Below are 12,040 nucleotides of genomic sequence, written 5' to 3' on the forward strand. Positions count from 1 at the left end.
ATCAGGAAGAGCAGCCGATGGACAACGGTGTGTTGTCCATCGGCTGCGAGGCCAATCATTCTAGATCAGTTTTGACCGCATCGACGAGGCGGCCGCGATGACCGCCCGATCCTGGATTCAGGAGGGCGGCTTACTTGCCGAGCAGCGCAGCCGGGCGGCTGCTGCGTGCCGTGCCCTGGGCCGGTCGCCGATCATCCTGCCGGCGCTGCCCATCGCTGGGGCGACGGTCGTTGCCGGCGTTCTGGCGAGGCCGGTTGCCGGAAGCTTCGGTGCGGGCTTCACCGGCGGGCCGGTCCGCACGCGGGGCACGCGGCTGGCGATCACGGTTGCCGCCTTCCCGGCGCTGGCCGCTGCGGGCACCTCGACCGGGTTCGCGGCGCTCGGCATCTTCCGATTCCTTGGCGGCTGCTTCGGACGGTGTCCAACCCTCGACCGGTGCACGTTCGATGGTGCGGTTGATCAGACGCTCGATAGCCTTGAGCAGCTTAAGCTCGTCAGGCGCAACCAGCGAGATGGCGGCACCCGAGGCTCCGGCTCGGCCGGTGCGGCCAATACGATGCACGTAGTCTTCGGGCACGTTGGGCAGCTCGAAGTTGACGACCTGTGGCAATTGGTCGATATCGAGACCGCGTGCGGCGATATCGGTGGCGACCAGAACGGCCACGTCGCCGCTCTTGAAACCGGCCAGTGCGCGAGTGCGTGCCGCCTGGCTCTTGTTGCCGTGAATGGCAGCGGCCGAGAGGCCGTCCTTGACCAGCTTTTCGGCCAGGCGGTTGGCACCGTGCTTGGTGCGGGTGAACACCAGCACCTGATGCCAGCCGTGGTTGCGGATGATGTGGCTGATCAGGTCGCGCTTCTGGTTCTGGGCGACCAGATGCACCGACTGCTCGACCAGTTCGGAGGCGGTGTTGCGACGGGCGACCGAGACTTCGCCCGGATTGTGCAGCACGCCCTTGGCCAGCTCACGGATCTCGTCCGAGAACGTGGCCGAGAACAGCAGGTTCTGGCGCTGCTTGGGCAGCAGGGCGAGCACCTTGCGGATGTCGCGGATGAACCCCATGTCGAGCATGCGGTCGGCTTCGTCGAGCACCAGAATCTCGACACCGGACAGATCGACTGTTTTCTGGCCGGCGTGATCGAGCAGGCGGCCAGGCGTGGCGACCAGAATATCGAGCGGCTTGCGCAGCGCGGTGATCTGCGGGTTGATATTGACGCCGCCAAACATCACCATTGAACTCAGCTTGGTGTGCTTGCCGTAGGTTTGTACCGACTCGGCGACCTGCGCGGTCAATTCCCGAGTGGGCGTCAGGATCAGGCAGCGAGGCCGACCGGCCTTGCGTTGTGCGGGAGTGCTCTGCGACAGCAGATGCAGGATAGGCAGGGTGAAGCCTGCCGTCTTGCCGGTACCGGTCTGGGCGGCTGCCAGCAGGTCGCCGCCTTGCAGCACCTGCGGAATGGCCTGGGCCTGGATCGGGGTGGGCTGGGTGTAGCCGGCTTCGACAATGGCGCGCAGCAACGGCTCGGCCAGACCGAGGTCGGAAAAGGAAATCGAGGTAGACAAAAGAAGCTCCGGCATTCCGCCTGCAGTCCGTGCTTTGGACCGCTCCAATCCGGGGGAACGCGATAAGGAGAAAACGGGTCGGCATGCTGCCGAAACGATCGGGGCACCTTGAGGTGCCCGCTGCCGCATGCCGATTGGATAGGGCATGCGATGTGGCGATTGTACATGCAGGGTCTGCACGTAAATGTGTCTTTTTGTCGCCAAGCCGTCCCAAGACAAAAGACGCCCCTTGGGGCGACGGCTGTCGCTGCTCAATGGTTCAGCCGATTTCCGGCGGATTGAGGTCCAGGGTCTGTGCCAGGGCGGTGATTGAGGCCTGGCGTTCGCTGTCCACTGCGTAGTCCGGGCTCAGGCTGGACCATTCGGGATGGGCTCGCGCCGCTTCCAGGGGAGCAGGCAGCGGCCCTTCCTGCCATGTATCGCGTGTTGCCTGCGCCGCTGCGATGGGGGCGGTTGCGGCATGGCCGCGGTTTTCCAGTGCCTGTACCAGAGATTGCTGGCGCAAGGCCAGCAGCCGCAGGATGGCATCGTCCACGGTCAGTTCGCGGCTACCACGCAGACGGCCTGCCAGCCGTTTTCCCCAGGTCTCCGCGCCTTGCCACAGGCCACCGGCAGCAGCGCCCAGCATGGCGGCAGCCCCCAGGCTCAGTCCGGCAGTGAAGACATCGACGGCAGCGCCGGCCATGGCACCTGCCGCCATGCCTTTGCCGACACGGATGCCCATATGGCGCAACGCCTGGGGATGAAACAGATCCATGTCCCAACGCCCCTCGATCAGCGGAAGCGGATGGGCTGCGTAGTCGGCAGGGCCGAAGCGATAGAGGGCCAGCAGTTCGCTGACGCAGTGCTGTTCACGTTGGCGCACCGTATCCTGCAACTGCTGGCTGGCGTGGCGTACGCTGGTTTCGTCCGGCGCGCAGCTCAGGCGCAATGCAGCGGCATCGAGCAGCAGCTCGGCGATCAGACTGGCGGCTGTATCGTGACGGCGACGGCGTTGTGCCGCCAGGGTGTCCAGCCATCCCTGCAGCAGGTGGCTGTGCGCATCGAGGAGGGTAGCCAGCTTGCCGTACAACTGGACTTCGCCATCCAGCTCCGGTGCCACGGTGTCGAATTCAACCGTGACATGCAGTCCCAGCCGGGCCAGTGCCGTGCGCCAGGCCTGGCTGCGCTGACCCGGATCGTGCATGAAGTTGAGCACCGGCAGCAAGGGGCGGCCGGTGCCCTGCAGGATGGCCAGTTCGTCGCGATGCTTGCCGAGTACGGGGTCGCGGGCATCGATCACATAGAGAGCCGCATCGCTGTCGAGCAGTTGCCGAATGACACGGGCTTCCTGTTCGAAGCGCGTGTGCGCGCCTGGGGATGCCAGAAATTGCGTCAGCCGTGCCGGACCGTCGAGGCGCGCCTGAGGCGGGCAGAGCTGGTCCAGGTAATCGAGCAGGCCGATGCCGTCCTCCAGCCCTGGTGTGTCGGCCAGCACGATGCGGCCTGCCGGGCCGGCATCGAGCGTGACCTGTTGCACATGCCGGGTGGTGCCGGGCATGTCGGCCACTTCGCCGATGGATGGATCCCGGGTCAGGGTCCGCAACAGCGATGTCTTGCCGGTATTGGTGTGCCCGACGATGGCCAGCGTCAATTTGGAAGTGGTCGCTGTCATCGGTGCGAGTCCATATCTGTTGCGCCCAGCCAGTCCAGTACTTTGCGCAGGGTGTCGGCATCGGCTGGTCCGGGGGCCACCAGAAGAGACTGCAGGCCGGCGTCGGCCAGGCGGTCATGCCAGGCTGCCAGTCGTGGCAATGCGGTGTATCGGGTGTCCATGGTTTCTGGAAAGGCGCTGTTGTGCTGCGGAGCGCAGAACAGCAGCCGGGTCTGGCCTGCCTGCCTGGACAGTTCCGCGATCAGATGCATTAGTCCCCGATCCGGCGTCTGGCGAGGATCGCAGCACAGCAGCAGGCGGGCTGCTGGCTGGCGCGACAGCGCATCGAGCAGGGCGTGGCGCTGGGCGCGGCTGTCGGCGATGCCGGCATCGGTCACATTGGCGGGCATCGGCGAGGGAGGCCATGGCAGGTCATCCGGCAACTCCAGCCCGGCGAGGATCCGGCTGTCCGGGACCAGTGTCAGCCGTGGGGAGGGGGCAGCGTGGACATCTGCCAGCATCCTGACCGGATCCTGGTCTGGAGCAGGGGCATCAATCACGGGGGACGGCGCGCGATACTGCAGGCGTGTCTCCAGGCTGGCCCATCCAGGCAACTGCCAGTCAGGGCTGAGTCGTGACAGACCGTGTTGCAGGCGCAGCAGGCAGAACAGCAGGGCCGGGATGCGTGGCAGCAAGCCATAGACCAGCACGGCACCCAGCAGCCAGCGTGACCATTGGGCATGCGCGTCAGCCGGCAGGGCGGCGGCATCATGGCTGGCACGGATCACTGCCGCATCCGGTGCCGGCAACCCCAATAGGCCCGTCGCCTTGCCCAGGGTCTGCAGCAGGGAGACGAAAGCGTCGGGTGTCAGCAGGGTGGTTTCCCAGGCGAAACCATAACGACGCAATGACAGCATGACCAGCAAGGCGCAGCAGGTCGTGATCAGCATCAGCAGCCACCATGCATGACTGAGAGTGCCTAGCAGCCAGCGCAGCAGGCCATGTCGGGACAGGAGCGATACGAGTGCGTTGATTGTCAGCAGTCGGGCGGGGGCGCGGGCCAGCTTGCGTGCGCACCATAGCCAGATGCGGCCAGGCAGGATGGCATTGGTGCGATGGCTTGCTGCCAGGCTGGCCAGCCAGAGCAGCAGGGTCAGCGAGGGCAGGGCCAGCAGGCTGCCCAAGGCCCACAGGAGATTGACGCTGCGTGTGCCGGCACCCAGCGCTGTTGCCGCCGCGCCGATGCCGGCAAGAATGGCGGTCGTTGCCAGCAGCAATACGAGAAATCGGGCGTTGTTGCGCCATCCCTCGATGGCGGCAGCCAGCCCGTCCCTCTCGGCCAGATGGCGGGCCCGGGCCAGCAGCCGGTCGGTTGGCGTTTTGTGGCGGATACTGGCGATACGCACCGCTTCGGTGTCATCCAGCGGGCCGCTGCGCAGTTCGCGCAGGCGCACTGCCTCGGCCTGCCACCAACTGTTGAGCGAGTGATCGGCACTGGCGGATGCGACAGGTGGGGGATGGGGGATCATCCCTGCATTTTCCTATAATGTGGGCCCGAGTGGAAATTTCAAAGCCAGCCAATGACCGTCCGCCCCGCAGTACCCGATCATGCCGTTGCTGCAGAGCTGGTGGCCGTACTGGTGGCCGTACATGATGCAAGCCCCTGTGTGTTGACGCGCAGTGAGGCCACGCAACTGCCTTCGGGACCTTTCGAGTCCGGCCATCGTTCGCTGCAGGCTGGCCTGCGTCGCTGGGTCGAGGCGCAGACCCAGCATCCCCTTGGGTATGTCGAGCAACTGTATACCTTTGCCGATGGTGACCGGACCGATGCCAGCGATCAGCGGATGATTTCTATCAGCTACCTGGGTCTGACCCAGGTGCGCGATGCCCGTATGGCTGCCGATGTGAGCTGGCAGGACTGCTACCGCTATTTTCCCTGGGAAGACTGGCGCGACGGCATGCCGGCCATCCTGCAGGATGCGATCCTGCCGGCCCTGCAGCGCTGGGCAGGCGCGGCACCGGATGCCTCGGCGCGGCGCAGGCGGCGCCTGCGGCTGAACTTCACGTTCGGCCAGGAGGCCGACACCTGGCATGAGGAAATGGTCTTGCAGCGCTACGAGCTGATGTTCGAAGCGGGGCTGGTGGCCGAAGCCCATCGTGACGGCCGGCAAGGCGGAGGTGAGGCCGTATTGCCCATGTTCGTCTCCGGGCAGGAAATGATGGACGACCATCGCCGCATTCTGGCGACGGCACTGGCACGGCTGCGCGCCAAGATCCGTTATCGCCCCGTGGTGTTCGAACTGATGCCGCCGGTCTTTACGCTGCTGCAGCTGCAGCAGGCGTTCGAGACGGTCGCAGGTCGCAAGCTGCACAAGCAGAATTTCCGGCGTTTCATCGAGCAGCAGGAACTGGTCGAGGAAACCGGCCGGATGTCACAGGGCACGGCGGGTCGGCCAGCCAAACTCTTCCAGTTCCGGGGCGACGTGGTGCGCGAGCGAGCCATTGCGGGCAGCAAGCTGCCGCTGTTGAAATAGCGATCCGTATTGCCTGCCGGCATCGTAGTAGCGCTACGCAGGCATATTACAGGGACGTTAGGCCGTGTCCGGCAGTCAATAATGGGGCGGTATATCGTCCGTCAGGCTGCGGGCCTGCGGCTGGCGGCTTTCCTGCGACTGCTTGCGCAGTTCGGCCAGTTCGCGTCCGAGCAGGTCGATCTGGCGCTGCTGTCGGAAAATAGTATGGTTGAGCTGGTCGAGCAGGTCGTCGGCCAGTCCCGCCTTGATTTCCAGCTCCATCAGGCGTTTTTCCAGATCGGGTGGCAAGGTATTCATGGCGACAATCAATTGCGGAAACGGAGGTGCATTATGCATGACTATTCCATTGAGCTGGGCAGAATATACGACGCGCCTTCGCCGCTGGCCGGCGGCATGCGCATACTGGCAGACCGTCTCTGGCCGCGTGGCATGGCCAAGGCAACCCTGCCGGCAGATGAGTGGTATCGCGATGCGGCACCTGCACCTGCCTTGCGCAGCGCCTATCACCACGAGGAAATCGACTACGACGCCTTCGCGGTGGCCTATCGCAAACAGCTCGATGGCAGCCCTGACACACTCGTGCCGCTGATGCGGCATGTGCGCCAGGGGCCTGTGCTGCTGTTGACGGCCAGCCGGGATCCCGGACGTTCTCACCTGCCTGCCTTGCGCCAGGCTGTGCTGGATGCGCTGTCGGCAGAAGACCGGGCCTGCGAGGACGGTACGCGCAGCTCGCCCGTGTGCTACGCAGGACAGACCCAATAGCGTGCAGGCGTGCGCCCGGATGGTGCGCGGCCGTGTGGCTCGTATGCCTGCATGCGCCATGAATGTGCGGAAAACGGACAGGGAAGGTCGGTCGGCGGCCTGATTGCGCTGGCACTGATCTTGCTTGTGATCGGTTGGGCCATCTGCATCGTGCGGGTGGCACCAGGTTGATACTCCCAGGTCCGACCCTTGCTCAGGAACGCGCATCATGAAAACAACATTCCGTAGTGTCCCGCTCGTATGTGCCATGTTTGCCGGAGCGGCCTTCGCGCCTGCGGCGATGGCCCAGGACGCATTGTCCGAATTCTCGATCAGCGGCAATGCGACCATCGTCAATGACTACCGCTTCCGGGGCTACACGCAGACCAATTTCAAGCCGGCGATCCAGCTCGGTTTCGATGTCGAGCATTCGTCCGGCTTCTACCTGGGCAACTGGAATTCGAATGTCAGCGATGACCTGTTCCCGGACGGCAATCTTGAGATGGACTTCTATGGTGGCTGGAAAGGGGCGCTGGGCGACAGCGGGGTCGGGATCGACGTCGGGGTGCTGTATTACTACTATCCCGGTTCGGACGCGAACAAGATCAATCCGGAAAAAAGCGGTCCGATCAACAATACCGACCTGTATCTCGGCCTTGATTACGACACGGGCCGCTATGGCAGCTACGGGTTGAAGTACTCATATACGCCCAGCGACTTCTTCAAGGCCGAGGATACCAAGGGTACCTGGTACCTGGCAGCAGAAGCTGCCTATGACCTGGGCGACGGCTGGGGCCTGAACGCGCATCTGGGTTACCAGAAGCTCAAGAATACCGTCAACCGCGAGGGGGACAGCCTGGGGCATTATGTGGATTACCAGCTTGGCGTGACCAAGGACATCCAGGGCTGGACGCTGGGCCTGGCAGCGGTAGGGGCCACCAAGGACAACTGGTACGCTACCAACAAGGGCAAGGATGGTGGTCGCCTGGGCGTACTGTTCTCGGTGTCCAGGGCCTTTTGAGTTAGCTGGCTTGCCGTGATGGCAGGCGCGAGATCGTGTCGATGCGGATGCTGTGTTCGTCGGCACCGGATCGGGGGGCAGCAGCCTCTGGCTCGTTCTCGTCGTCCTGCGTCGCGTGCGATACGGGCGGCTCTGGCTCGACGTGGTCGAATGCCGTGTCGCCCTGTGCATCGGGAATCCCGGTGGGTCGCAATCCCTCGAAATCGAACAGGTTGCGATCCATCAGGTGCGACGGCACGACGGATGACAGAGCCGAGAAAGTGTTCCAGACGCGGCCGGGATGCTGCTTTTCCCACTGCTGCAGCATCCGCTTGACCTCCTGGCGCTTGAGGTTTTCCTGGGACCCGCAGAGATTACAGGGGATGATCGGAAATGCCTTCCAGTCGGCGTAGGCGATCAAGTCCTTTTCCACGACATAGGCCAGTGGCCGGATGACGGTGTGGCGACCGTCGTCGGAGACCAGTTTGGGCGGCATGGCTTTCATCTTGCCGCCATAGAACAGGTTCAGGAAAAACGTGCCGAGGATGTCGTCGCGGTGGTGGCCCAGCGCGATCTTGGTGGCTCCCAGTTCGCTGGCGACACGGTACAGAATGCCGCGCCGCAGCCGCGAACAGAGTGAGCACATCGTCTTGCCCTCGGGGATGAGGCGCGTGACGATGGAGTAGGTATCCTGCGTCTCGATATGGTAGGGCACGCCGATCGATTCGAGATAGGCCGGCAGGATATGGTCGGGAAAGCCGGGTTGCTTCTGGTCCAGGTTGACGGCGACGATATCGAAGTGGATGGGGGCGCGCTCGCGCAGGGTCAGCAGGATGTCGAGCAGGCTGTAGGAGTCCTTGCCGCCCGACAGGCAGACCATGACCTTGTCACCTTCCTCGATCATGTTGAAGTCGGCGATGGCGCGTCCGGTTTCGCGCATCAGGCGCTTGGACAGCTTGTTGCGTTCCTGGCGCTGCTTCAGTTCGGCCTGGCTCATGGCAATCTGCTCAGTCCTGCTTGATATGGAAGACTTCGACACCCACGGCATCGCAGTCGGGATAGACGTCGGGTTTTTCGGTTGAAACACGCACGGCGCGGACCTGTTCGTGGCTCAGCAGGGCGTGGGCAACGTCGTCGCACAGCGTTTCCTGCAGGTGAATGTGGCCTTGTTCGACGCGCGCGGCAATGGTGGCCCGCATGAAGTCGTAGTCCAGCACTTCATGCAACTGATCCTGGCGCGGTGTGCTCAGTGCCAGCGGCACGAACAGTTCGACGTTGATCAGCACGCGCTGCTCACCCCGTTTCTCGAAATCGTGGACGCCGATGTTGATGTGCACTTCATAGTTGCGCAGGAACAGGCGGCGGCAGTCGGTCAGCTTGGGGTGAATCAGGGCACTGGGCATGATGGCATGGGTGTGGACAGGGAGCAAGGTCAGGATTCTAGCGCATGCCGTCCGGGTGCGCCTTGGCGGCCCGCTGCCGCCGGGCTGCCATTGCAGCGAGATATGGGGCGGATTGCGTCAGCTTTGGAACATCACGTCCCTGGCCGAAGGCTGGAGGTGCTGTCCCCCGTCCACGCAAAGCGTCACGCCGGTAATGGCGGTGGCAGTGGCCAGGAAATGGACGGCAGCGGCGATGTCGGCAGGCTCGGCCCCTCGGCCCAGCGGCATGGCGGTGTGCTGGTGCTCGAAATTCTCGGGTGTCTGGGTGTCCGAGATCAGTGTCAGGCCGGGGGCCACGGCATTGACGCGCAGGCGCGGTGCCAGGGCCTGCGCCAGCAGTCGTGTGGCCTCGTGCAGGGCGGCCTTCGACAGGGTATACGACAGGTAATCCGGATTGGGGTTGTAGAGTTTCTGGTCCAGCAGATTGATGATGGCTGCGCGGGCCGACTCGGGCATGCTGGCGTGCAGGGTGCGGGCCAGTGCGATCGGTGCAGCGGCATTGGAGGCCATGTGCCGCGCCAGATGGTCGTAGCGGAAATCGGTGGCGTTGTCGTACTCGAAGACCGAAGCATTGTTGACGATGCAGTCCAACTGGCCGAAGTGCGACAGGCAGGCTGCAACCAGTTGTCGTGTCTGGCGTTCGTCGCCCAGATCTGCCTGCAGCGGATAGGCGGGCTGCCCGAGTGCGGTGCAGGCGCTGGCGGTTTCGCGTGCGGCCTCTGCCGAGCGGCCGTAGTGCACGGCCACGCGCCAGCCCTGGCGGGCAAAGTGCAGGGCGATTTCGCGACCGATGCGTTGCGCGGCCCCTGTGACCAGGACGACCGGGGCAGGGCGGTTCGAGGCGGCGGAGGCTGAAGGAGAGGGCGTAGTGTCTGTCATGGCTGGCTGTTGGGTAAACGGACAGGCGAAGCGCCTGATGCCTATTGTAAAGGTGGCAGGACGTGTTGCCGTATCGGCATCCGGCATGCCTTTCATGGGGGAAAAGCAACAGTGGGATGAATCAGATGAGAATGGGTATTAAAATTGAAGGTTCGATCCAACGCCGATGTATATCTTCCTGCTGTCTTTTGCATCATGTCCCATTCCCCTGCCAAGCCCAAGAAAGGTTGGCTCGCCCATTACAGCGAGCTGATCGGCGCGTGGCGGCGTGGCGGGCTGGGTCGCGAAGATGGCGAGGATGCCATGCACGATACCGTGCTGGGCATGCTTGAGAACGGCGTGGGAGCCATCGAGGATCCCCGCGCCTATATGGCACGCGGCACCTCCAACCGGCTGATCAGCCGACATCGTCATGTACGTGCACTGGAAATGATGCCGCTGGACAATCTCGCGGAAACGGAACATCCAGTGATGGCCGGAGCCGATACCGGCATCGAATTCCAGCAACTGGCCGATGCGCTCTCCGAGGCCCTGGAGGAGTTGCCGCTCAAGTGCAGGCAGGTCTACATCCGCCATCGCCTGGAGGGCTGGAGCCATACAGAGATTGCACAGGATATGGGGCTGTCGCGCAGCATGGTCGAAAAGCACATGAGCCGCGCCCTGCGCCACATCAACGAGCGGTTGCAGAATCATGTCCCATTTTGAATCCCCTGCCGGCAGCCGTCCGGCACACGACGATAGGCTGGAGCACCCCCGCGATGCTGCGCAGTGGTTCGTGCGCATGCAGTCCGGGGAGGTGTCGGACGATGATCGTCGCGCTTTCGAGGCCTGGCGCACGGCCGAACCCGAGCATGAGCAGCAGTATCGGCGGCTGGCGTATCTCTGGCAGGCGACCCTGGCGGTGCCTGAGTCGCGGCTGCAGGCCCTGATGCACGAGCAGGATGCTCCGCCCGTTCGCCCCTGGTTGGCACGCCGCCGCTTCGGGCTGGGGCTGGCCGGGGCCTGTACGCTGGCTGTCGCCGGCATGGCCGGGGTTTCTCGCGGCTGGTTCGCGGCCGAGCCGGAAGCCCTGACGCTGATGACCCGCAGGGGAGAGCGTCATCAGGCCACATTGCCCGACGGTTCCATTCTGCACATGAACTTCGGTACCCGTGTCGTGGTGCGCTTCGAGAAAGGCCTGCGGCTGGTCGAGCTGCGCCAGGGCGAGGCTTTTTTTGAAGTCAGCCACGATGCAGCCCGCCCGTTTGTGGTCAATGCGGGTATGGGGCGGGTGACGGTCACTGGCACACGCTTCAATGTCCGGCGTGATGCGGCCTCGACCCAGGTCAGTGTGGAGTCGGGCTCGGTGCGCGTCGATAACGGCCGCTGGTGGGCGCGCAACGAACGTCGACTGAGTGCGGGCCAGCAGGTCGTGGCCTATGCCGACCAGACGCTGGGCGAGGTGGGCCAGGCGGATGTGGCCAACCTGGTGGCCTGGCAGCGCGGCAGGATGGTGTTCAACGATGTGGCGCTGGCCGAGGTCATCGACGAGATGAACCGCTACCTGGCACAGCCGGCCCGACTGGCGACGGCTGCGCTGGGGCAGTTGCGCGTGTCGGGGGTGTTTGGTGTCGATGATCCGGAAGCCATGATCGATGCCTTGCCTGCCATTGCTCCGGTGCAGGTGATCCGCCTGCTCGATGGTCGGATCCGGATTGCTGCCAGATAAAAATAGCTATGTAACGTGTAAGTTACAAAATAATAGTGGTTTGCATTACGGTTCCTGTGCGGGTCGTGCGTCTGAATAGATGAAGGGGCCCAGGTTCGCGTCAGGCGCGGCCACCCCGGCGACACCTTGAGAAAAGGTTCGGTGCGCACTCCGTGCGCAGGGTTTTTCTATTCGGAAGACACAGGATCGTGAACACTGCAAATACTCGCGCAGCCGCATCGGCGCGCCCTCGTACCCTACTGGTCGGCATGACTGCCCTGGCGCTTGCGCTGACGGCTGCATTCGGCGTGGCACCCACCGCCCGCGCCCAGGACAACACCGTCAGCATCAGCATCGCTGCGCAGCCACTGGGCGATGCGCTGCTCAAGCTGGGCGAACAGACACCGCTGCAGATTTTCTTTGCGCCGGACCTGGTCGCCGGTCAGACCGCTCGCCCGGTGTCGGGGGCACTGACGCCCGAGGCCGCCCTGCAGCAATTGCTGCAGGGTACTGGATACCAGTACCCTGCAGCCACTGCTGCAAGGTACTGGTATCCCGTACGC

At 63.9% G+C, this 12,040-nt stretch carries 13 protein-coding genes; 6 read left to right on the forward strand and 7 right to left on the reverse strand.

What is annotated here, in order from left to right:
* Positions 1-130 precede the first annotated feature (130 nt).
* The 3 genes from ABN482_RS00750 to ABN482_RS00760 all read right to left on the reverse strand — a co-directional run bounded on the left by ABN482_RS00750 (position 131) and on the right by ABN482_RS00760 (position 4,723).
* Complete coding sequence (locus ABN482_RS00750; protein WP_349502194.1) at positions 131-1,561, reverse strand: DEAD/DEAH box helicase; 1,431 nt, start codon at positions 1,559-1,561, stop codon at positions 131-133.
* A 259-nt stretch (positions 1,562-1,820) separates the two neighbouring features.
* Positions 1,821-3,215 carry a DUF3482 domain-containing protein gene (locus tag ABN482_RS00755; RefSeq protein ID WP_349502195.1) on the reverse strand — a complete coding sequence of 465 codons (1,395 nt, stop codon included), beginning with the start codon at positions 3,213-3,215 and terminating at the stop codon, positions 1,821-1,823.
* Entirely contained in the window at positions 3,212-4,723 is a 1,512-nt protein-coding gene (locus ABN482_RS00760; protein ID WP_349502196.1) for a DUF2868 domain-containing protein, read from the reverse strand. Before ABN482_RS00760 ends, ABN482_RS00755 begins: the two co-directional genes overlap by 4 nt.
* 51 nt (positions 4,724-4,774) lie before the next feature.
* Between ABN482_RS00760 and ABN482_RS00765 the strand changes: the two genes are divergently transcribed.
* Positions 4,775-5,728: an NUDIX hydrolase gene (locus tag ABN482_RS00765; RefSeq protein WP_349502197.1), complete on the forward strand. Its 954-nt coding sequence runs from the start codon at positions 4,775-4,777 to the stop codon at positions 5,726-5,728.
* A 75-nt stretch (positions 5,729-5,803) separates the two neighbouring features.
* Here ABN482_RS00765 and ABN482_RS00770 read toward each other — a convergent pair whose 3' ends face one another.
* Positions 5,804-6,064, reverse strand: coding sequence for a SlyX family protein (locus ABN482_RS00770; protein WP_420810445.1), 261 nt, complete (start codon positions 6,062-6,064; stop codon positions 5,804-5,806).
* Between ABN482_RS00770 and ABN482_RS00775 the strand changes: the two genes are divergently transcribed.
* The gene (locus ABN482_RS00775) at positions 6,059-6,490 is read left to right on the forward strand and encodes a DUF488 domain-containing protein (RefSeq protein WP_349502198.1); all 432 of its coding nucleotides are present in this window, start codon (positions 6,059-6,061) and stop codon (positions 6,488-6,490) included. The two genes, ABN482_RS00770 and ABN482_RS00775, sit on opposite strands and share 6 nt — an antisense overlap.
* A gap of 208 nt (positions 6,491-6,698) precedes the next feature.
* Positions 6,699-7,490: a TorF family putative porin gene (locus tag ABN482_RS00780; protein ID WP_349502199.1), complete on the forward strand. Its 792-nt coding sequence runs from the start codon at positions 6,699-6,701 to the stop codon at positions 7,488-7,490.
* A 1-nt stretch (position 7,491) separates the two neighbouring features.
* Here the strand turns inward: ABN482_RS00780 and ttcA are convergent, their stop codons facing one another.
* From ttcA to ABN482_RS00795, 3 genes are all read right to left on the reverse strand, one after another.
* The gene (gene ttcA / locus ABN482_RS00785; RefSeq protein ID WP_502877209.1) at positions 7,492-8,517 is read right to left on the reverse strand and encodes a tRNA 2-thiocytidine(32) synthetase TtcA; all 1,026 of its coding nucleotides are present in this window, start codon (positions 8,515-8,517) and stop codon (positions 7,492-7,494) included.
* The gene (locus ABN482_RS00790) at positions 8,477-8,872 is read right to left on the reverse strand and encodes a dihydroneopterin aldolase (protein WP_349502207.1); all 396 of its coding nucleotides are present in this window, start codon (positions 8,870-8,872) and stop codon (positions 8,477-8,479) included. The genes ttcA and ABN482_RS00790 overlap by 41 nt, the downstream gene beginning before the upstream one ends.
* A 117-nt stretch (positions 8,873-8,989) precedes the next feature.
* Entirely contained in the window at positions 8,990-9,790 is an 801-nt protein-coding gene (locus tag ABN482_RS00795) for an SDR family oxidoreductase (RefSeq protein ID WP_349502201.1), read from the reverse strand.
* A 195-nt stretch (positions 9,791-9,985) separates the two neighbouring features.
* Here ABN482_RS00795 and ABN482_RS00800 point away from each other — a divergent pair, with 195 nt between their 5' ends.
* The 3 genes from ABN482_RS00800 to ABN482_RS00810 form a co-directional block, all read left to right on the forward strand.
* The gene (locus ABN482_RS00800) at positions 9,986-10,495 is read left to right on the forward strand and encodes a sigma-70 family RNA polymerase sigma factor (protein ID WP_349502202.1); all 510 of its coding nucleotides are present in this window, start codon (positions 9,986-9,988) and stop codon (positions 10,493-10,495) included.
* On the forward strand, positions 10,482-11,498 hold the full coding sequence (locus tag ABN482_RS00805) for a FecR family protein (RefSeq protein ID WP_349502203.1): 1,017 nt from the start codon (positions 10,482-10,484) through the stop codon (positions 11,496-11,498). The genes ABN482_RS00800 and ABN482_RS00805 overlap by 14 nt, the downstream gene beginning before the upstream one ends.
* A gap of 188 nt (positions 11,499-11,686) precedes the next feature.
* On the forward strand, positions 11,687-12,040 hold a 354-nt coding region (locus ABN482_RS00810; protein ID WP_349502204.1), incomplete at its 3' end, for an STN domain-containing protein.

Origin of the sequence: Corticimicrobacter sp., assembly GCF_040137905.1 — a bacterium.
Lineage (GTDB): Bacteria > Pseudomonadota > Gammaproteobacteria > Burkholderiales > Burkholderiaceae_B > Corticimicrobacter.

Bases quoted from the DNA above. Each gene is read 5' to 3' on its own strand.
- ABN482_RS00755 (WP_349502195.1), bottom strand. From the start codon at position 3,215: ATGACAGCGACCACTTCCAAATTGACGCTGGCCATCGTCGGGCACACC.
- ABN482_RS00760 (WP_349502196.1), bottom strand. From the start codon at position 4,723: ATGATCCCCCATCCCCCACCTGTCGCATCCGCCAGTGCCGATCACTCG.
- ABN482_RS00765 (WP_349502197.1), top strand. From the start codon at position 4,775: ATGACCGTCCGCCCCGCAGTACCCGATCATGCCGTTGCTGCAGAGCTG.
- ABN482_RS00775 (WP_349502198.1), top strand. From the start codon at position 6,059: ATGCATGACTATTCCATTGAGCTGGGCAGAATATACGACGCGCCTTCG.
- ABN482_RS00770 (WP_420810445.1), bottom strand. From the start codon at position 6,064: ATGCATAATGCACCTCCGTTTCCGCAATTGATTGTCGCCATGAATACC.
- ABN482_RS00780 (WP_349502199.1), top strand. From the start codon at position 6,699: ATGAAAACAACATTCCGTAGTGTCCCGCTCGTATGTGCCATGTTTGCC.
- ttcA (WP_502877209.1), bottom strand. From the start codon at position 8,517: ATGCCGTGGGTGTCGAAGTCTTCCATATCAAGCAGGACTGAGCAGATT.
- ABN482_RS00790 (WP_349502207.1), bottom strand. From the start codon at position 8,872: ATGCCCAGTGCCCTGATTCACCCCAAGCTGACCGACTGCCGCCGCCTG.
- ABN482_RS00795 (WP_349502201.1), bottom strand. From the start codon at position 9,790: ATGACAGACACTACGCCCTCTCCTTCAGCCTCCGCCGCCTCGAACCGC.
- ABN482_RS00800 (WP_349502202.1), top strand. From the start codon at position 9,986: ATGTCCCATTCCCCTGCCAAGCCCAAGAAAGGTTGGCTCGCCCATTAC.
- ABN482_RS00805 (WP_349502203.1), top strand. From the start codon at position 10,482: ATGTCCCATTTTGAATCCCCTGCCGGCAGCCGTCCGGCACACGACGAT.